Below are 18406 nucleotides of genomic sequence, written 5' to 3'. Positions count from 1 at the left end.
ATCCCCCCACCCCACCTCGACCGCGGCCAACCCCGCACCAACACCTACCACCACCCCGAAAAACTCCTCCACCCCGACAACGACGACGACGAGGAAGAGGCGTCATAGTCACGAGCCCCGGGAAAGCCACGCCTTGCGTCCCGGTTGCGAGTAGCCTCACAGCCACCGTGTTCGCTCCGCAAAGAGGCGCCAGTGTCGTATGTCCTCGCAACGCCTGAGTTGTTGACGAGCGCTGCTGAGGATTTGGCCCGGATCGGCTCCGTGGTCGACGCGGCGAACGCGGCGGCTGCGAACTCCACCACGTCGCTGTTAGCCGCAGGCGCCGACGAGGTGTCGACCGGCATCGCGTCGTTGTTCGGCGCGCACGCCGTCGCATTCCAGGCGCTCACCGCGCAAGCGGCGGACCTGCAGGAGCGATTCGCGCTCACCTTGGCGGCGAACGCGAACACGTATCTGACCTCCGAGATGACGACGGCCCAGACGCTATTGGCGCGCCAGTCGATCCCGGGGGCGGCGGCGGGCACGCGGATCACGGTCCCGGGCGCGGGACCGCTCTACTACCCGAACTTCATCACCGAGCTGCCCTATCTGGGTCAGTTGCTTTATGCCGGCAGCATCCCGGGCCCGATTTCCGTATCGATCCTGCAGGGCTACGACCTGCTGAACCATGCCATCGGGCAGAACTGGTTCCCCGGCACCACCCCACAAGTGGTCAACTACCCGGCCAGCATCGGCATCATCAGCGGGAGTCTGGCCGCTCCCGGCGTCAACGACGCGATCGCCATGGGACAGCGAGCGCTCAACGACCAGATCATGAACGCGTTCACCAACGGCAACGGCTTACCGGTGCGCATCGCCGCGCTGTCGGAGGGAACCCTCGTCGTCAACCGCGAACTGGCCGCCCTGGCGGCCGACCCGACCGCCCCACCGCACAGCGCCCTGCAGTTCGCCATGTTCAACGGACCCGAGACCGGCTTGTTCCACATCTACCTGCCGAACGGGTTCACCGTGCCTTTCGTCGACTACACGGCGCAGGGGGTGCCGAACACCCAGTACGACGTAAGCGTGGTGTTCGGCCAGTACGACTTCTTCGGCAACCCGCCCGACCGGCCGTGGGATATTCCGGCGTGGGTGAACTCACTGGCCGCAGGGATCTACAACCACAACACCACATCACTGGTCTCGATGTCGGACGCCGTGCAGGTCTCGAGTTCGACCAGCTCCTTGGGTGGCACTGTCACGACGTACATGGTCCCGTCGCCGACTCTGCCGATGTTGTTCCCGCTCGAGCAGCTCGGCGTCCCGCAGCCAATCGTCAACGGCCTCAACGCCTTCCTGCAGCCGATCGTCAACGACGGCTATTCGTCCCTGACGCCGAACGCCGGGCCCTACTTCTTGCAGGGTTCACTGCAAGGCTTGCCCCCGTTGCCGAACCTCTTCTGGTGACGTGAACGATGGAACTTTCCGGCGCGGTCGCGGTCATTACCGGTGGTGCTTCCGGCATTGGCCGGGCCACGGCGCTCGCGCTGGCGCGGGCCGGCGCCGACGTGGTGGTCGGTGACATTCACCAGCAGCGGATGGACGAGACCGTCGCGGCCATCGGCGAACTCGGGCAACGGGCGCTGGCGGTTCGCTGCGACGTCACCTCCGACGCCGACGTCGACGCCTTGGCGCAAAGGGTGCTCTCCGAATTCGGCAAGGTGGACATCGTGATGAACAACGCCGGCGTGGCGCTTCTCGGCCCGCCGGAGCGAGTCCCGATGCAGGACTGGCAGCGGCTGTTCGACATCAACGTGTTCGGCGTCGTGCGGGGCATCCGCGCGTTCGTGCCCATCCTGCTCGAACAGGGCCACGGCTGGATCGTCAACACGGCCTCGATCGCGGGCCTGTACGCCCACGGCTACGACAACATCCCCTACATCGGCGCCAAACACGCCGTGGTCGGGATCACCGAGGGCCTGTATCTCTACCTGCGGCCCAAAGGCATTGGGGTTTCGGTCCTCTGCCCGGAGTTGGTGGCCACCAACATCGGCGAGAGCGCACGCATGATCGGCATCGACGACCCGCGATGGATCAACTTCCCGCCCCACTTGCTGCGCCCGATCCAGCCCGACGATGCCGCCGAGCGGGTCGTCGCCGCGATCCAGCAGGAACGATTCCTCATCCTCACGCACCCGGAGAACGAGGACTGGGTGGTCAACCACGGTCGGGACATCGAGGGCTTCCTCGCGTCCTACCTGCCGATGCTCTACGAAGGCCGGGACCCCACGGGCCTGCCCGCGACCGAGTCCTAGCCCAGCGCCGCCCGGATGCACACGGTGACGTACGGCAGCGCCAGACCGTTCGAGTTCGCCAGCGCCGGGTGGGTGGCCAGCAACTCGCGCACCTGGTCCAGCGTCTGGGTGCGGACCTCGGTCGGCGACGTGATGCAGTAGCTGCGGGACGCGACCAGGTCGATCAGGGCTTGCGGCGTAACGTAATTCGTCCACTCGACCTGATGGCGCTCCGGCGCGGTGAACGCCTCCGACAGCGTCACGTCGAAGCGCCCGCGGTCGCCGTCGGAGCCGATGATCTCGCCCAGCTCCCGCACCCAGCCCAGCCGTTCGTCGCGGGTGTTCCACACCAGGCCCAGCCGCCCGCCCGGCCGCAGCACGCGGGCCACCTCCGGAATCGCCCGCTCGGGATCCACCCAGTGCCACGCCTGTGCGACCAGCACCGCGTCAACGCTGTTGTCCTCCAACGGAATCTCTTCCGCCGTCCCCAGCAGCGCGCGGGTCTCCGGCAGCGAGCTGCGCAGCACTTCGAGCATGTCGGGGATCGGGTCGACGGCCACCACGTCCAGGCCGCGTTCCACCAGCCGGGTGGTCAGCTTGCCGGTGCCCGCGCCGAGGTCGAGCACCTGGCGGGCGCCGCGCGGTATCAGCCAGTCGATCGCCTCCGGCGGATAGGAGGGCCGGCCACGCTCGTAGGCAGCGGCCGCCGAGCCGAACGAAAGGGAGCGGTCCTGTCGGGAGCGGATCACCGCCGACCCCCATCGGCCGAGTCCGCCAAATCCAGTGTCTTGCGGATCAATTCGCCGACGGCCTCGGATTCCACCAGGAAGCCGTCGTGCCCGCAGACGGAGTCGACGACGTGCAGCTCGTCGCAGCCGGGCAGCAGCTCGGCCAGCTCCTCCTGCAGGCGCAGCGGATAGAGCCGGTCGGAGGTGATGCCGCCGACCACCACGGGCACCGGGCACGAACGCAGGGCACGGTCTACCCCGCCGCGCCCGCGGCCCACGTCGTGGCTGCTGAGCGCCTCGGTCAGGATGACGTAGCTCCCGGCGTCGAAGCGGGACAACAGCTTGTCGCCCTGGTGCTCCAGGTAGCTCTGCACGGCGTAGCGGCCGCCGCCCAATGGGGGAGCCGGGTCCTCGTCGCCCTGGGCGTCGTTGGCGAACCGGGTGTCGAGCTCCAGCTCGCCCCGGTAGGTCAGGTGCGCGAAGCGGCGGGCGATCGTCAGCCCGGCGTCGGGTTTGCGTCCGGTGCCGTGGTAGTCGCCGCCCTGCCAGTTCGGGTCGGCCTTGATCGCCGCGATCTGGGTGGCCTGGGTGCCGATCTGGTCGGCGGTGGCGCGGGCGCCGACGGCGAGCAGCAGGCCGGCCCGCACCCGGTCGGGATGGCCGACGATCCACTCCAAAGCCCTTGCGCCGCCCATGGATCCGCCGACCACCGCGGCCACCCGGTCGATGCCCAGCGCGGCCAGCGCGGCGACGTCGGCCTGCACCTGGTCGCGCACCGAGATCAGCGGAAACCGTGAGCCCCAAGGCTTTCCGTCCCGGGCGAGCGAGCTGGGGCCGGTCGATCCCCGGCAACCGCCGAGTACGTTGGTGGCCAACGCGCACCAGCGGTTGGTGTCGATCGGCGCGCCCGGGCCGGCCACGCCGTCCCACCAGCCGGGCGTGGGATGCCCGGCGCCGGCGGGCCCGGTGATGTGCGAGTCGCCGGTCAGCGCGTGCAGCACCACCACCACGTTGTCGCGCGTGGGCGACAGCTCGCCCCAGCGCTGGACGGCGATGCAGACGTCGTCGATCACCGCGCCGCTTTCCGTGGTCAGCGAGCCGATGTGGACATACCCGACCTCGCCCTCGGCGGGCAGCGTCTGCGTCGGAACGTCGGAGATCGTCATGTCGGGGCCCCTCAGAACGCCGCCACGGCCTGCGGGTCGGCCGCCTCGGCGCCGAACTTGCGGGCCGCGGCGAAGCCGAGCTCCAGGTCGGCCAGGATGTCGTCGATGCCCTCGATCCCCACGGCCAGCCGAACCAGGCCGGGGGTGACGCCGGTGGCGAGTTGCTCCTCGGCCGAAAGCTGCGCGTGCGTCGTCGACGCCGGGTGGATCACCAGGGAGCGCACGTCGCCGATGTTGGCGACGTGGCTGTGCAGCTGCAGCGCGTTGACGAACGCCTTCCCGGCCTCGACGCCGCCGGCCAGCTCGAACGCCAGCACGGCCCCGGTTCCCTTGGGCGCCAGCTGCTTTCCGCGTTCGTACCACGGCGAGCTGGGCAGCCCGGCGTAGTTCACGGACAGCACGCCCTCGTGCCCGGCCAGGAACTCGGCGACCCGCTGCGCGTTGGCGACGTGCCGCTCGACGCGCAGGCTGAGCGTCTCGAGGCCCTGGGCCACCAGGAACGCGTTGAACGGCGCGGCGGCCGACCCCAGGTCGCGCAGCAATTGCACGCGGGCCTTCAGCGCGTAGGCCGGCGGCCCCAGCTCGGCGAACACCACGCCGTGGTAGCTGGGATCGGGCGTGGTGAAGCCGGGGAACCGGCCCTGCGTCCAGTCGAAGGTGCCGCCGTCGACGATGACGCCGGCGATCGCGGAGCCGTGCCCACCCAGGTACTTGGTGGCCGAGTGCACCACGATGTCGGCGCCGTGGGAGAACGGCTGGATCAGGTAGGGGGTGGCGATGGTGTTGTCGACGATCAGCGGGACGCCGTTGGCGTGGGCAACCCCGGCGACCCCCGGGATGTCCAGGATGTCGATCTGCGGGTTGGAGATGGTCTCGCCGAAAAACGCCTTGGTGTTCGGCCGCACCGCCGCCTGCCACGAGTCCAGATCGTCGGGGTCCTCGACGAAGCTGACCTCGATGCCGAGCTTCGGCAGCGAGTAGTGGAGCAGGTTGTAGGTCCCGCCGTAGAGCCGCGGGCTGGAGACGATGTGATCTCCGGCACTTGCGAGGTTCAATATGGCGAATGTCTCAGCGGCCTGCCCGGAGGACAGGAACAGCGCGGCCACCCCGCCCTCGAGCGCGGCGATGCGTTGCTCGACGACGTCGGTGGTCGGGTTGCCGATCCGGGTGTAGATGTTGCCCGGAACCTCGAGCCCGAACAGGGCGGCGGCGTGGGTGGTGTCGTCGAAGACGTACGAGGTGGTCTGGTAGATCGGCAGGGCGCGGGCGTGGGTCGCGGCGTCGGGGCTCTGACCCGCGTGGACCTGCTTCGTCTCGAACGACCACGTTTCGGGCGACGGATGCGCGGTCGGATCGGCCTCGGGACTGGTTTCGTTGTTTTGGGAGCTCACGTGCGGTGTGCTTTCTTCTCAGAAGGGCATGAAATCGGGTATCGGGAGGTACTCGGCCGACCTAACGACGGCAGACAAAGCGGCGCGAGTGAGCTTGATGGATGCACATCACGTTTCCCCTCTAGTCAGGGGTCCGGTATGGCGGACCCGCGCTTGCCGCGCAGCCTGTGGCTACTAGACCTGGTCTTTCACCCGGGGCACCCCACCGCGGTTGGAGGGTTGCCGGCCAGCAAGCCGGGGCTTAGCGCTGGCGCTCATGACCGATGTGAAGCCTATCTCATAGCGGCGAGTCAGTGCCAACGGACGATCCGTCCGCGGTCGATGCCGCAGTTCAGCGCGCTGGCCTGCAGGTCGACAGGTGTCCAAACACCCTTGATAACGTGGCAAGCAGAACGCTCTAGCCCCATCAATATCTGACAACGACGCCGGGAGATGGACCGTGTGCGCCGAACAGCCGACCGTCATCTACACGCTGACCGACGAAGCGCCGCTGCTGGCGACTTACGCGTTCCTGCCGATCGTGCGAGCCTTCGCCGAGCCGGCGGGCATCAAGATCGAGGCGAGTGACATCTCGCTGGCGGCCCGGATCCTCGCCGAGTTCCCCGATCAGCTGACCGAGGAGCAGCGGGTGCCGGACAACCTGGCCGAACTGGGCCGGCTGACCGAGCTGCCCGACACCAACATCATCAAGCTGCCCAACATCAGCGCCTCGGTTCCCCAGCTGATCGCCGCCGTCAAGGAGCTACAGGGCAAGGGCTACCAAATCCCGGACTTTCCGCAGACTCCAAAGACGGACGAGGACAAGAAAATTCGTGCGCGCTACGCCAAATGCCTCGGCAGCGCCGTCAACCCGGTACTGCGGCAGGGCAATTCGGACCGGCGCGCACCGAAGGCCGTCAAGGAGTACGCCCGCAAGCACCCGCACAGCATGGCGGACTGGTCGCCGGCGTCGCGCACGCACGTCGCGACCATGAAGCACGGCGACTTCTATCACGGCGAGAAGTCGATGACGCTGGACCGCGCGCGCAACGTCAAGATGGTGCTGGAAACCGAGGGCGGGCAGACCCTCGAGCTCAAGCCCAAGGTCGAGCTGCGCGACGGCGACGTCATCGATTCCATGTTCATGAGCAAGAAGGCCCTCGTCGAGTTCTACGAGGAGCAGATGCAGGACGCCTACGAGACCGGCGTGATGTTCTCACTGCACGTCAAGGCGACCATGATGAAGGTGTCGCACCCGATCGTCTTCGGTCACGCGGTGAAGGTCTTCTACAAGGACGCCTTCGCCAAGCACCAGGAGCTGTTCGACGAGCTCGGCGTCGACGTCAACAACGGGCTGGTCGACCTCTACGACAAGATCGAGTCGCTGCCCGCGTCGCTGCACGAGGAGATCATCCGCGACCTGCACGCCTGCCACGAGCACCGGCCGGAACTGGCGATGGTCGATTCGGCCAAGGGCATCACCAACTTCCATTCGCCCAGCGACGTGATCGTGGATGCGTCGATGCCGGCGATGATCCGCGCGGGCGGCAAGATGTGGGGCGCCGACGGGCGGCAGAAGGACACCAAGGCCGTCAACCCCGAATCGACCTTCTCCCGCATCTACCAGGAGATCATCAACTTCTGCAAAACCCACGGGCAGTTCGACCCGACGACGATGGGCACCGTCCCCAACGTCGGCCTGATGGCGCAGCAGGCCGAGGAGTACGGCTCGCACGACAAGACGTTCGAGATCCCCGAAGGCGGCGTGGCCAACATCGTCGACCTCGACACCGGTGAGGTCCTGCTGACCCAGAACGTCGAAGAAGGCGACATCTGGCGCATGCCCATCGTCACCGACGAAGCGATCCGCGACTGGGTCAAGCTGGCCGTCACCCGGGCCCGCAACTCGGGCATGACCGTGGTTTTCTGGCTGGACACCGAGCGGCCGCACGAGGTCGAGCTGCGCAAGAAGGTCAAGGCGTACCTCAAGGAGCACGACACCGAGGGCCTCGAAATCCAGATCATGCCGCAGGTGTGGGCCATGCGGTACACGCTGGAGCGCGCGATGCGCGGGCAGGACACCATCGCCGCGACCGGAAACATCCTGCGCGACTACCTCACCGACCTGTTCCCGATCCTGGAGCTCGGCACCAGCGCCAAGATGCTGTCCATCGTGCCGCTGATGTCCGGCGGCGGTATGTATGAGACCGGGGCGGGCGGTTCGGCGCCGAAGCACGTCCACCAACTCGTCGAGGAGAATCACCTGCGCTGGGATTCGCTCGGCGAATTCCTGGCTCTGGGAGCGTGTTTCGAGGACATCGGCATCAAGACCGGCAACGAGCGCGCCAAGATCCTGGGCAAGACGCTGGATGCGGCGATCGGCAAACTGTTGGAGAACAACAAGAGTCCGTCGCGCCGAACCGGTGAACTCGACAACCGGGGCAGCCAGTTCTACCTGGCGCTGTACTGGGCCGAGCAGTTGGCCGCGCAATCCGACGACGAAGAGTTGCGCGAGCATTTCGCCGCGCTGGCCGAGGAATTGAGCCGCAACGAGGACGCGATCGTGGCCGAACTGGCGGAGGCGCAGGGCGAGGCGGTCGACATCGGCGGCTACTATCGCCCGGACACCGAGAAGACGACTGCAGTGATGCGGCCGAGCAAAACGTTCAACGAAGCGCTAGCAGCTTCGCAAGGCTGAGCGCCGCGAGAGGAAAGTCGAGCTCGAAATGTCAGGCGAATCCAAGATCAAGGTCCAGGGACCGGTAGTAGAGCTCGACGGCGACGAGATGACCCGCGTCATCTGGAAGATGATCAAGGACATGCTGATCCTTCCGCACCTCGACATCCACCTGGAGTACTACGACCTGGGGATCGAGCACCGCGATCGGACCGACGACCAGGTGACGATCGACGCGGCCTATGCGATCAAGAAGCACGGCGTGGGCGTCAAGTGCGCGACCATCACCCCCGACGAGGCGCGCGTCCACGAATTCAACCTCAAGAAGATGTGGCTGTCGCCCAACGGGACCATCCGGAACATTTTGGGCGGCACCATTTTCCGCGAGCCGATCGTGATTTCCAATGTGCCGCGCCTGGTTCCGGGCTGGACCAAGCCGATCGTCATCGGCCGGCACGCCTTTGGTGACCAATACCGGGCGACGAACTTCAAGGTCGACAAGCCGGGTACGGTCACGCTGACCTTCAAGCCCGCCGACGGCAGCGAGCCGATGGTGCACGAGGTGGTGTCCATCCCGGAGGACGGCGGCGTCGTGATGGGGATGTACAACTTCAAGGACTCGATCCGCGATTTCGCGCGCGCCTCGTTCGCGTACGGCCTGAACGCCAAGTGGCCGGTGTACCTGTCGACCAAGAACACCATCCTCAAGGCCTACGACGGCATGTTCAAAGACGAGTTCCAGCGGATCTACGACGAGGAATTCAAGGAGCAGTTCGAGGCCGAGGGGCTGACCTACGAGCACCGGCTGATCGACGACATGGTCGCGGCCTGCCTGAAGTGGGAGGGCGGCTACGTCTGGGCCTGCAAGAACTACGACGGCGACGTGCAGTCCGACACCGTCGCGCAGGGCTACGGCTCGCTCGGGCTGATGACGTCGGTGCTGATGACGGCCGACGGCAAGACGGTCGAGGCCGAGGCCGCGCACGGCACCGTCACGCGCCACTTCCGGCAGTACCAGGCGGGCAAGCCGACGTCGACGAACCCGATCGCGTCGATCTTCGCCTGGACCCGCGGGCTGCAGCACCGCGGCAAGCTGGACGACACCCCCGAGGTGATCGAGTTCGCCCAGCAGCTGGAGGACGTCGTCATCTCCACCGTCGAGGGCGGCAAGATGACCAAGGACCTCGCCATCCTCATCGGGCCCGAGCAGGAATACCAGAACAGCGAGGAGTTCCTGAACTCCATCGCCGAGAACCTGGAGAAGGCCCTAGCCGGTTGATTCCTCCCGGCCCGGGGACGCGCAGCGATCCTCGATGAACTCGGTGATCACCCGGGTGATGCGTTCGGGCGCCTCGAACATCGGAACGTGCCCGACGCCGTCGAGCCTGGTGACCTGGTGACTGTCCTTGGGCAGGTGGTTGGTGAAGTGCCGGCTGAACCGGGGCGCGGGCAGGATGCGGTCCTTTTCGCAGATCACCAGGTGCGCGGGGACGGCGTTCTGGGCGACCTCCCGCAGGCCGTGCAGCAGCGTGGCTTTGACCAGCAGCTGGAAGTAGGCGGGGCAGTGCCTGACGTCGTCGATGATGGCGGACAGCTGGCGGTCGCTGACGGCGTCCGGTGTGGCGCTGATCGCGTAGGTGGCCAACTGCCGGCTGAACGGCAGGCGCAGGACGCGCGGGCCGAAGGCCCAGGCGGCCACCAACAGCGGAATCCCCAGGATGAACTTGGCGATCACCTCGAACTTCGCCGGGGTCCAGCGCGTCCAGCCGCCCGCCGGGGCGATGCCGGTGACGCTGCGCGCCCGGCCGCGGCGCTCCAGCTCGAAGGCCACCCAGCCGCCCAGCGAGTTGCCGACGATGTGGGCGGTCTTCCAGCCCAGTTCGTCCATCTGGCGCTCCACGTGATCGGCGAGCACCTCGGACGACAAGAACCAGGTGCCGGCCTTGGGCCCGCCGTTGTGGCCGGCCATCGTCGGTGCGAAGACCTCGTAGCGCCCGGTGTCGGCGAGCCGCTGCGCGACGTCCTCCCACACCGCCTGGGACAGCAGGAACGGGTGCAGCAGCAGGACCGGCTCCCCGGAGCCGAGGTGTATCGGCGGACGATTCCCCATAACCCGACATTAAAGGCGGTACCGGCGGTACCGCAACCGGCCCGGATTCCTGCGTGAAAAGATCGGGGCATCATGAGCACCGCTACCGGATCCCGTCGGATCTTCTCCGGCGTGCAGCCCACCTCCGACTCGCTCCACCTGGGTAACGCGCTGGGCGCCGTCACCCAGTGGGTCGCGCTGCAGGACGACTACAACTCCTTCTTCTGCGTCGTCGACCTGCACGCCATCACCATCCCGCAGGACCCCGAGGCGCTGCGGCGCCGGACCCTGATCACCGCCGCGCAGTACCTGGCGCTGGGTATCGACCCCGCCCGCAGCACGGTGTTCGTGCAGAGCCACGTGCCCGCCCACACCCAGCTGGCGTGGGTGCTCGGTTGCTTCACCGGCTTCGGGCAGGCGTCGCGGATGACGCAGTTCAAGGACAAGTCGGCGCGCCAGGGCAGCGACGCGACCACCGTCGGCCTGTTCACGTACCCGGTGCTGCAGGCCGCCGACGTGCTGGCCTACGACTCCGATCTGGTGCCGGTGGGCGAGGACCAGCGCCAGCACCTCGAGCTGGCCCGCGACATCGCGCAGCGATTCAACGGCCGCTTCCCGGACACCTTCGTGGTTCCCGACGTGCTGATCCCCAAGGCCACCGCCAAGATCTATGACCTGCAACTGCCGACGGCGAAGATGAGCAAATCGGCTTCCACCGACGCCGGGTTGATCAACCTGCTCGACGATCCGGCGTTGTCCGCCAAGAAGATTCGCTCGGCCGTGACCGACAGCGAGCGCGAGATCCGGTACGACACCGAGGCCAAGCCGGGGGTGTCGAACCTGCTCACCATCCAGTCGGCGGTTTCCGGCGTCGGCATCGACCAGCTGGTGGACGGCTACGCCGGGCGCGGCTACGGCGACCTGAAGAAGGACACCGCGGAGGCCGTGGTGGAGTTCGTCAGCCCGATCAAGGCGCGCGTCGACGAATTGATGGCCGACCGCGCCGAATTGGAGTCGGTGCTGGCGACCGGGGCGCAGCGCGCCGAGGACGTGGCCGGGAAAACCGTTCGGCGGGTTTACGATCGGCTAGGGTTCCTTCCGCAACAGGGATGACTTGCTTCTAGTAGGAGCTTCACCATGAGCGAGCCGGCCACATCCGGGGTCCTGGATCGGTTGCGGGCCCGGTTCGGCTGGTTCGACCACGTCATGCGCGCCTACGGGCGCTTCGACGAGCGCAACGGCGGCTTTTATGCGGCCGGCCTCTCGTACTACACGATCTTCGCGCTATTCCCGTTGCTCATGGTCGGTTTCGCGGCGTTCGGGTTCGTGCTCTCGCGTCGGCCTCAGCTGCTGGCCACGATCGACGACCACATCCGGTCCACGGTGTCCGGCGCCCTCTCACAGCAGCTGGTGGACCTGATGAACTCGGCGATCGACGCGCGGACCTCGGTCGGCGTCATCGGCCTGGCCACCGCCGCCTGGGCGGGGTTGGGGTGGATATCGCATCTGCGGGCGGCGGTGACCGAGATGTGGTGGGAGCGGCGCATCGATTCGCCGGGCTTTGTGCGCAACAAGCTTTCGGACCTGCTGGCGATGGCGGGCACGTTCGCGGTGGCGTTGGCCACCGTCGCGCTGACCACGCTCGGCCACGACGCGCCGATGGCCGCGGTGCTGAAATGGCTTGGCATACCGGAGTTTACGGTGCTCGACTGGTTGTTCCAGCTGATTTCCATCGTGATCGCCGTCCTGGTGTCGTGGCTGCTGTTCATCTGGCTGATCGCCCGGCTGCCGCGCGAGAAGGTGAACCTGCGCGACTCGGTGCGGGCCGGGCTGCTGGCGGCGATCGGCTTCGAGCTGTTCAAGCAGGTGGCGTCGATCTATCTGAAGGCGGTGCTGCGCAGCCCGGCGGGCGCCACCTTCGGGCCGGTGCTGGGGCTGATGGTGTTCTCCTACATCACCGCCTATTTGGTTCTGTTCGCGGCCGCCTGGGCGGCCACCGCGTCGACGGATCCGCGCGCCAAGCCCGTCGATCCGCCGCCGCCCGCGATCATCGCGCCGCGGGTGCACGTGGATGACGGGCTCAGCACGCGTCAGACGCTCACCGCGATGGGCCTGGGAGCCGTTGGGGCGCTGGCTTTTTCCCGCCTGGCCCGCCGGCTCCGATAGCCCAGCGCTCACAGGCCGTGCGCCCTGCCGACGGCCACGGTGACCGCCGCGATGAAGATCAACGTCGTCAGCGCGACGTTGCGCGGTTCGCGCAGGTAGGCGTGCGAGGCGATGGCGCCCACCATGACGATCGCGAAGCCGACGGCCGCGAGCGGGGTGAGATACGGCGCGACGCCCACCAGGCGGGGCAGCACGATGCCGACGGCGCCCAGCAATTCGCACAGGGCGGTGAGGCGGATCACCGGCACCGGGAACGGCGCGACGCCGGTTTGGCCGCTCGCGATGAGCCGGTCCTTGGGCTGGCTGATCTTCGCCAGGCCGGACGCGGCGAAGACCGCGGCGAGCGCCGCCTGCAGGATCCAGAGCAATGCGTTCATCATGACCTCCTGAGTTGATGCGGACTCAGAGGTATGACGTGACGGTGGGGCTAGGTGTGACGCCACTCGCCGCGGACCGTGACGGCGGTCACTTCCAAAGCGCCGTCCAGCACAACAAGATTGGCCTCGAAGCCCGCCCGCAGGGTCCCCACGCGCTGCAGCCCCAGGGCCCGCGCGGGCGTCGCCGCGGTCATCCGCGCCGCGGCCTGAAGCCCCGCGTCTCCCGCGTCCGCGGCCACGCGGCGGAAGATCGCGTCCATCGTCGCGGTGCTGCCCGCGATCGTCGACGTGCCCCGCACCCGCGCCACCCCGGCGGCGACGTCGATCGCGACCGCGCCGAGCCGAAACGCCCCGTCGGCGCGGCCGGCCGCGGCGATCGCGTCGGTCACCAGGGCGACCCGGTCGGCCCCCGCGGCGGCGATCACCGCGCGCACCACCTCGGGGTGCACGTGCACGCCGTCGGCGATGAGTTCGACCGTCACGCCCGCGTCTTGCAGCAGGGCCAGCGCGGGCCCCGGCTCGCGGTGGTGCAGGGGGGGCATCGCGTTGAACAGGTGAGTGCCGACCGTGGCGCCGGCGTCGATGGCCCTTTTCGTCTGCTCGTACGTCGCGTCCGTATGCCCTACGGCGACAACGACACCCGCGTCCAGGAAGCGCCGGATCGCGTCCTGGGCGCCCGGCAGTTCGGGCGCCAGCGTCACCATCCGGATCGCGCCGGCGCCCGCGCTCAGCACGGCGTCGATCTCTTCCGCGTCCGGGTCGCGCATCCGGGCGGGGTCGTGGGCGCCGCAGCGGGACCGGCTCAGCCACGGCCCCTCCAGGTGGATGCCCGCGATGGTTCCCCGTCGGGTCGCCGCGGCGAGCGCGCGCACGCCGGCGATCAGCTCGGCCGGCGCCGAGGTGACCAGGCTGGCCAGCGTCGTGGTGGTGCCGTGCCGCAGGTGGAAGCCGGCGGCGGTGTCGACGCCGTCGGGATCGGTGTAGGACGCCCCGCCCCCGCCGTGCACGTGCATGTCGATAAAGCCCGGTACCACAACGCAATCCGGGAAGTCCTCGTCGGCCGGGCGCGGCGGCGGGCCGCCGCCGCAGTCGACGATCCGCCCGTCGGAGACCTCCAGCCACCCTGGCCGGCGGACCGCGCCGTCGAGGACCATGGCGCCCGCGGCGATCACTCGCACGGTTTGTCCCAGTGGCCGCCGTTCTCCCAGAAGTGGCTGATCTCCTCGAGCTGGCGCCCCTTGGTCTCGGGGGCCCACCGGTGGACGAACCCGAATGCGACCACCGCGAGACCCGCGAACACCGCGTAAGTTCCCGCGCCGCCAAGGGAATGCAGCATGGTCAGGAACACGGCGGCGACGATGGCGTTGCCGACGAGGTTGGAGGTCAGCATCGCGCTCGACCCGAGGGAGCGCAGCCGGGACGGGAAACTCTCGCTGGCATACACCCAGCCCAGCGAGCCGAAACCCATCGTGTAGCCGATGATGAACAGCAGGATGCCGGCGAAGCCGAAAGCCAGCCCGGCGCCGCCGAGATGGTCGTGGGTGAACACGGCCAGCAGCACGACGTCGGCGACGATCATCATGGCGATGCCGCACAACAGGATCGGGCGCCGGCCCAGCCGGTCGACGAGAAGCAACGCGGTGAACACGGCGGCCAGACCGGCGACCTGAACCAGCGCCGGCAAGCCGAGCAGCGCGAAGTTGCCGGTGAAGCCCATGGCTTCGAATATCCGCGGGCTGTAGTAGATGATCGCGTTGATGCCGGTGATCTGGATCAGGAAACCGAGCGTGACCACGAAGGCGGTCGCCCGCAGGTACGGCCTGCGCAGCATCTCGGAGACGCCGCCGCTCCCTTCGCCCAGGGCGCGGCCGATCTCGGCGAGCTCCTCGTCGACCCGCGCGTCCGGCTCGATGCGCACCAGGGCCCGCCGGGCGTCGTCGACCCGGCCCTTCAGCAGGTACCACCGGGCCGTGTCGGGCATTCGAATCAGCAAGGGCAGCAACAGGGTTGCGGGCACCGCGGCCAGCCCCAGCATCCAGCGCCAGCTGTGGGTGCCCGCCAAGGCGTACCCGGTCAGGTACCCGAGGATCAGGGCGCTGACGATCGCCAGCTGATACGCCGTCAGCAGCGAGCCGCGCACCGCCGCGGGGGACGACTCCGCCACGTACACCGGGACGACCACCACGGTCACGCCGATGGTCAGGCCGAGCAGGAACCGCGCCGCCAGCAGCATCGGCAGCGACACCGAGAACGCCGCCAGCAGCGCGAACACCGCGTAGCTGACGGCGATCAGCACCATCGACTTCTTGCGCCCGATGGCATTGGCGAGCACGCCCGCGCCGAGCGCCCCGGCGATCTGACCCAGCACCACCATCGTCGTCAGCAGCTCTTGCTGGCGGGTGGTGAGCCCGAAGTCCTCGGTGACGAACAGCTGCGCGGCGGCGATGATGGAGAGGTCGTAGCCGTAGATGACGCCGACGCTGGCGGCGGTGAGCCCAACCCGCAGGCCCCGCCGCGAGACGGCGGGCCGCGACGTCATCGGTGTTGCGGTCGGCGGTTCATCGAGCGAGCGACCATGATCAAACTAAACACGATGACCGTTCCGATCACCGCGACGCCCACCCGCACCGGCAGCGCGTCCGCCGACGGCATGAACCCGGCGGCCTGGGCGGCGGCGCCCGGCCGGTCGGCGGCCGCGTCGTGGTGGGCCGGCAGCAGCGAGGGATCCGGCTCGATCAGCGTGCCCACCTGGGTGCCGCGCGGCGTGGAAAACCCGTAGTCCAGCAGGTGCGCCGCCTGTTCCCATGGCGCGATCGGCTGCCGCGTCCCGTGCAGCAGCACCGCCATCAGCCGCCGCCCGTCGTGGTTGGCCGCGCCCACGAAGGTCTGGCCGGCGTCGTCGGTGTAGCCGGTCTTGCCGCCCATCGCGCCGGGATACTTGTAGAGCAGCTGGTTGTCGTTTTCCAGCTCGTAGCCGGGGTGGTCGCCGTGGCCGGGGAAGTCGAAGGTCTTCGTCGCGACGATGTCGGCGAAGGTCGGGTTCTGCCAGGCGTAGCGGTAGAACAGGCCGATGTCGTAGGCCGACGTGCTCATGCCGGGCCCGTCCAGGCCCGACGGCGTCGCCACCCGGGTGTCCCGGCCGCCGAGCTTGGCGGCCAGCACGTTGATCTTGTCCAGCGCCTGCTGCATGCCGCCAAGCTGCATGGCCAGCGCGTGGGCGGCGTCGTTGCCCGAGTGCATGAGCAGCCCGTGCAGCAGTTGGTTGACGGTGAAAACGCCGCCGTCGGTCACGCCGACCTTGGTGCCCTCGGCCGCCGCGTCGTCGGCCGTGCCCGGGACGGACTTGTTGAGCGGCAACGCGTTGAGGGAGGCCATCGCGACCAGCACCTTGATGATGCTGGCCGGGCGGTGCCTGCCGTGCGGATCCTTGGCGGCGATGACGGCGCCGCTGTCCAGGTCCGCCACCAGCCACGCGTCGGCGGAGACGTCGCCGGGCAGCGGGGCGGTGTCGGGCGCCGCGACGACGCCGCAACTGCTCAGCGCCTCGCCGCCGACCGGCTTCGGCGGCACCGCCAGCGGCATCGGCGGGTCGCCGGCGGCCGGGACCTCCGAGGAATCCACCGCGGGCGGGGTGTTCACCTGGAACGGGCAGTTCCCGGGGCCGGCGTTGGGCTGCGGGGGCGGTTCGGCGAACGCGGGTGCCACCGGCGCGGCGATCACGACGGCGCTCATCACAAAACAGGCCGCTGCCAGGCAAGACGCGGGGCGTAGGAAGTTCATTGTGTGTGCAGATTAGGCGATCGACCGCCCGATTCCCGGGAGCCGCGCTGTGACTGGTGGGGCAGATGTTACAAATCCCTGTTTCAGCCCCCGAACGTCGAGGCATTACGCTGTCATGCGGTCGGCTTGACTACCTCCACCGAAGGGTCTGCCCATTGGAGAACAATCGATTTTTCTCGAGGTGGCGGCGCGACGGTGACGGTCCGCGATCGCTGGAACAACTGCTCAAGCAGGTCGAGAAGGGCACCCAGGTGCGGCACTCCCGGCTGGACGGCGTGTTGACCGAGCTGAAGCAGCATCGCGATGCCGCGCCCGAGGGAGACCTGCGGTCGGCGCTGACCTGGCTGTGCAACGCGCAGACGCGGATGGCGAGCAATCCGAGCACCGCGCATTCGCGCGAGGTGTTGCTGGCCGCTTACGAGGTCAACCGGGTCCTCGCTACAGGCGCCGACACTCCTCGCTGAGCACGCCGCGCAGGGCGGCCTCGATGGTGTCGAACTCGGCCTGCCCGCTGATCAGGGGCGGCGCCAGCTGGACGACGGAGTCGCCGCGGTCGTCGGTGCGGCAGTACAAGCCGGCCTCGAACAGCGCCGAGGCGACGCGGCCGAGCAGCGGCCCTCGTTCGTCGTCGGTGAACCTCTGCTTGCTCGCCCGGTCCTTGACCAGCTCGACGCTGTAGAAATAGCCCTCGCCGCGCACGTCGCCGACGATGGGCAGGTCGTAGAGCTTCTCCAGGGTGGCGCGGAAACGCGGCGCGTTGTTCTTCACCCGTTCGTTGAGGCCCTCCCGCTCGAAGATGTCGAGGTTGGCCAGCGCCACCGCGGCCGACACGGGGTGACCGCCGAACGTATAGCCGTGCGGGAACATGGTTTTGCCGTCGTTGAACGGCTCGAACAACCGCTCGCTGGCGATCATCGCGCCCAGCGGCGAGTAGCCGGACGTCATCCCCTTGGCGCAGGTGATCATGTCGGGCACGTAGCCGAAGTCGGCACAGGCGAACATCGACCCGATCCGGCCGAAGGCGCAGATCACCTCGTCGGAGACCAGTAGCACGTCGTAGGAGTCGCAGATCTGGCGCACCCGCTCGAAATAGCCTGGGGGAGGCGGGATCGAGCCGCCCGCGTTCTGCACCGGTTCGAGAAAGACCGCGGCGACGGTGTCGGGGCCCTCGAACTCGATCGCCTCGGCGATCCGGTCGGCGGCCCAGCGCCCGAAGGCCTTGGGGTCCTCGGCGAACGGGTCCGGCGCGCGGTAGAAGTTGGTGTTGGGCACCCGGAAGCCGCCCGGGGTCACCGGCTCGAACGGCGCCTTGTACCGCGGCAACCCGGTGATCGCCAGCGCGCCCTGCGTGGTGCCGTGGTAGGCCACCGATCGCGAAATCACCTTGTGCTTACCGGGTTTGCCGGTGAGCTTGAAGTATTGCTTGGCGACCTTCCACGCGGTCTCGACGGCCTCGGTGCCGCCGGTGGTGAAGAAGACCCGGTTCAACTCGCCCGGCGCGTAGCGCGCGAGGCGCTCGGACAGCTCGATCGCGGCCGGGGTGGCGTATCCCCACAACGGGAAGTACGCCAGCGTGGCGGCCTGCCGGGCGGCGACCTCGGCGAGTTCGGCGCGGCCGTGGCCGACCTGCACCGTGAACAACCCCGACAACCCGTCGAGGTAGCTGCGGCCGCGGTCGTCGAAGATCCTGACCCCCTCGCCGCGCGTGATGATCGGCGGGACGGTGTCGGGTCCGTGCCGGGCGAAGTGCAGCCACAGGTTGTCGGTCATCTTGTCCGCG

General features: G+C 68.4%; 17 protein-coding genes and 1 riboswitch. Of the genes, 8 read left to right on the top strand and 9 right to left on the bottom strand.

Going from position 1 to position 18406, the window contains the following annotated elements:
• From AWB89_RS28455 to AWB89_RS14550, 3 genes are all read left to right on the top strand, one after another.
• The coding region (locus AWB89_RS28455; protein ID WP_420914893.1) for a hypothetical protein at positions 1-108 on the top strand (108 nt) is incomplete at its 5' end.
• An 84-nt stretch (positions 109-192) separates the two neighbouring features.
• Positions 193-1446, top strand: a complete 1254-nt coding sequence (locus AWB89_RS14555) for a PE-PPE domain-containing protein (RefSeq protein ID WP_085174488.1) — start codon at positions 193-195, stop codon at positions 1444-1446.
• Between the two features lie 8 nt (positions 1447-1454).
• Positions 1455-2294: an SDR family oxidoreductase gene (locus AWB89_RS14550; RefSeq protein ID WP_085174485.1), complete on the top strand. Its 840-nt coding sequence runs from the start codon at positions 1455-1457 to the stop codon at positions 2292-2294.
• On the opposite strand, the gene AWB89_RS14545 is transcribed toward AWB89_RS14550, so the two are convergent.
• Genes AWB89_RS14545 through AWB89_RS14535 form a run of 3 tightly spaced genes read right to left on the bottom strand, consistent with a single transcriptional unit; the run spans position 2291 to position 5558 of the window.
• Positions 2291-3022 carry a class I SAM-dependent methyltransferase gene (locus AWB89_RS14545; protein WP_085096258.1) on the bottom strand — a complete coding sequence of 244 codons (732 nt, stop codon included), beginning with the start codon at positions 3020-3022 and terminating at the stop codon, positions 2291-2293. The two genes, AWB89_RS14550 and AWB89_RS14545, sit on opposite strands and share 4 nt — an antisense overlap.
• The gene (metX, locus tag AWB89_RS14540) at positions 3019-4167 is read right to left on the bottom strand and encodes a homoserine O-acetyltransferase MetX (RefSeq protein WP_085174483.1); all 1149 of its coding nucleotides are present in this window, start codon (positions 4165-4167) and stop codon (positions 3019-3021) included. Before metX ends, AWB89_RS14545 begins: the two co-directional genes overlap by 4 nt.
• Before the next feature lie 11 nt (positions 4168-4178).
• On the bottom strand, positions 4179-5558 hold the full coding sequence (locus AWB89_RS14535) for a bifunctional o-acetylhomoserine/o-acetylserine sulfhydrylase (RefSeq protein WP_085174481.1): 1380 nt from the start codon (positions 5556-5558) through the stop codon (positions 4179-4181).
• 144 nt (positions 5559-5702) lie between these two features.
• Positions 5703-5820, bottom strand: a riboswitch (SAM riboswitch).
• A 177-nt stretch (positions 5821-5997) separates the two neighbouring features.
• Here AWB89_RS14535 and AWB89_RS14530 point away from each other — a divergent pair.
• Both AWB89_RS14530 and AWB89_RS14525 read left to right on the top strand, forming a co-directional pair.
• On the top strand, positions 5998-8235 hold the full coding sequence (locus AWB89_RS14530) for an NADP-dependent isocitrate dehydrogenase (protein ID WP_085096252.1): 2238 nt from the start codon (positions 5998-6000) through the stop codon (positions 8233-8235).
• Between the two features lie 28 nt (positions 8236-8263).
• A complete protein-coding gene (locus AWB89_RS14525) occupies positions 8264-9493 on the top strand; it encodes an NADP-dependent isocitrate dehydrogenase (RefSeq protein ID WP_085096250.1) in 1230 nt (409 codons plus the stop codon).
• On the opposite strand, the gene AWB89_RS14520 is transcribed toward AWB89_RS14525, so the two are convergent.
• A complete protein-coding gene (locus AWB89_RS14520) occupies positions 9482-10324 on the bottom strand; it encodes an alpha/beta fold hydrolase (protein ID WP_085174479.1) in 843 nt (280 codons plus the stop codon). The two genes, AWB89_RS14525 and AWB89_RS14520, sit on opposite strands and share 12 nt — an antisense overlap.
• 72 nt (positions 10325-10396) lie before the next feature.
• On the opposite strand from AWB89_RS14520, the gene trpS reads away from it, so the two are divergent.
• Complete coding sequence (gene trpS / locus AWB89_RS14515; protein WP_085174477.1) at positions 10397-11416, top strand: tryptophan--tRNA ligase; 1020 nt, start codon at positions 10397-10399, stop codon at positions 11414-11416.
• Positions 11417-11440: 24 nt separating this feature from the next.
• Positions 11441-12469: an inner membrane protein YhjD gene (gene yhjD, locus AWB89_RS14510; RefSeq protein WP_085174475.1), complete on the top strand. Its 1029-nt coding sequence runs from the start codon at positions 11441-11443 to the stop codon at positions 12467-12469.
• A gap of 8 nt (positions 12470-12477) precedes the next feature.
• Here yhjD and AWB89_RS14505 read toward each other — a convergent pair whose 3' ends face one another.
• The 4 genes from AWB89_RS14505 to dacB1 are packed head-to-tail and all read right to left on the bottom strand — an operon-like array spanning position 12478 to position 16626.
• The gene (locus tag AWB89_RS14505; protein ID WP_085096472.1) at positions 12478-12846 is read right to left on the bottom strand and encodes a DoxX family protein; all 369 of its coding nucleotides are present in this window, start codon (positions 12844-12846) and stop codon (positions 12478-12480) included.
• 50 nt (positions 12847-12896) lie between these two features.
• A complete protein-coding gene (gene nagA, locus AWB89_RS14500; protein ID WP_276074630.1) occupies positions 12897-14000 on the bottom strand; it encodes an N-acetylglucosamine-6-phosphate deacetylase in 1104 nt (367 codons plus the stop codon).
• A 14-nt stretch (positions 14001-14014) separates the two neighbouring features.
• The gene (locus AWB89_RS14495; RefSeq protein ID WP_085174471.1) at positions 14015-15385 is read right to left on the bottom strand and encodes a sugar porter family MFS transporter; all 1371 of its coding nucleotides are present in this window, start codon (positions 15383-15385) and stop codon (positions 14015-14017) included.
• Positions 15382-16626, bottom strand: a complete 1245-nt coding sequence (gene dacB1 / locus AWB89_RS14490; RefSeq protein WP_085174469.1) for a D-alanyl-D-alanine carboxypeptidase DacB1 — start codon at positions 16624-16626, stop codon at positions 15382-15384. The genes AWB89_RS14495 and dacB1 overlap by 4 nt, the downstream gene beginning before the upstream one ends.
• A gap of 212 nt (positions 16627-16838) precedes the next feature.
• Here dacB1 and AWB89_RS14485 point away from each other — a divergent pair, with 212 nt between their 5' ends.
• Complete coding sequence (locus AWB89_RS14485) at positions 16839-17090, top strand: hypothetical protein (RefSeq protein ID WP_085096470.1); 252 nt, start codon at positions 16839-16841, stop codon at positions 17088-17090.
• Here the strand turns inward: AWB89_RS14485 and AWB89_RS14480 are convergent.
• Positions 17065-18396: an aspartate aminotransferase family protein gene (locus AWB89_RS14480; protein ID WP_085174467.1), complete on the bottom strand. Its 1332-nt coding sequence runs from the start codon at positions 18394-18396 to the stop codon at positions 17065-17067. The two genes, AWB89_RS14485 and AWB89_RS14480, sit on opposite strands and share 26 nt — an antisense overlap.
• Between the last annotated feature and the right edge of the window lie 10 nt (positions 18397-18406).

Origin of the sequence: Mycobacterium paraense (genome assembly GCF_002101815.1) — a bacterium.
GTDB lineage: Bacteria > Actinomycetota > Actinomycetes > Mycobacteriales > Mycobacteriaceae > Mycobacterium > Mycobacterium paraense.
This window is presented reverse-complemented; position numbering and strand designations above follow the sequence as displayed.

Coding starts and splice junctions, on each gene's coding strand:
- metX (WP_085174483.1), bottom strand. CDS start 4,167: ATGACGATCTCCGACGTTCCGACGCAGACGCTGCCCGCCGAGGGCGAG.
- nagA (WP_276074630.1), bottom strand. CDS start 14,000: ATGGTCCTCGACGGCGCGGTCCGCCGGCCAGGGTGGCTGGAGGTCTCC.
- dacB1 (WP_085174469.1), bottom strand. CDS start 16,626: ATGAACTTCCTACGCCCCGCGTCTTGCCTGGCAGCGGCCTGTTTTGTG.
- AWB89_RS14480 (WP_085174467.1), bottom strand. CDS start 18,396: ATGACCGACAACCTGTGGCTGCACTTCGCCCGGCACGGACCCGACACC.
- trpS (WP_085174477.1), top strand. CDS start 10,397: ATGAGCACCGCTACCGGATCCCGTCGGATCTTCTCCGGCGTGCAGCCC.
- AWB89_RS14505 (WP_085096472.1), bottom strand. CDS start 12,846: ATGAACGCATTGCTCTGGATCCTGCAGGCGGCGCTCGCCGCGGTCTTC.
- AWB89_RS14525 (WP_085096250.1), top strand. CDS start 8,264: ATGTCAGGCGAATCCAAGATCAAGGTCCAGGGACCGGTAGTAGAGCTC.
- yhjD (WP_085174475.1), top strand. CDS start 11,441: ATGAGCGAGCCGGCCACATCCGGGGTCCTGGATCGGTTGCGGGCCCGG.
- AWB89_RS14520 (WP_085174479.1), bottom strand. CDS start 10,324: ATGGGGAATCGTCCGCCGATACACCTCGGCTCCGGGGAGCCGGTCCTG.
- AWB89_RS14495 (WP_085174471.1), bottom strand. CDS start 15,385: ATGACGTCGCGGCCCGCCGTCTCGCGGCGGGGCCTGCGGGTTGGGCTC.
- AWB89_RS14550 (WP_085174485.1), top strand. CDS start 1,455: ATGGAACTTTCCGGCGCGGTCGCGGTCATTACCGGTGGTGCTTCCGGC.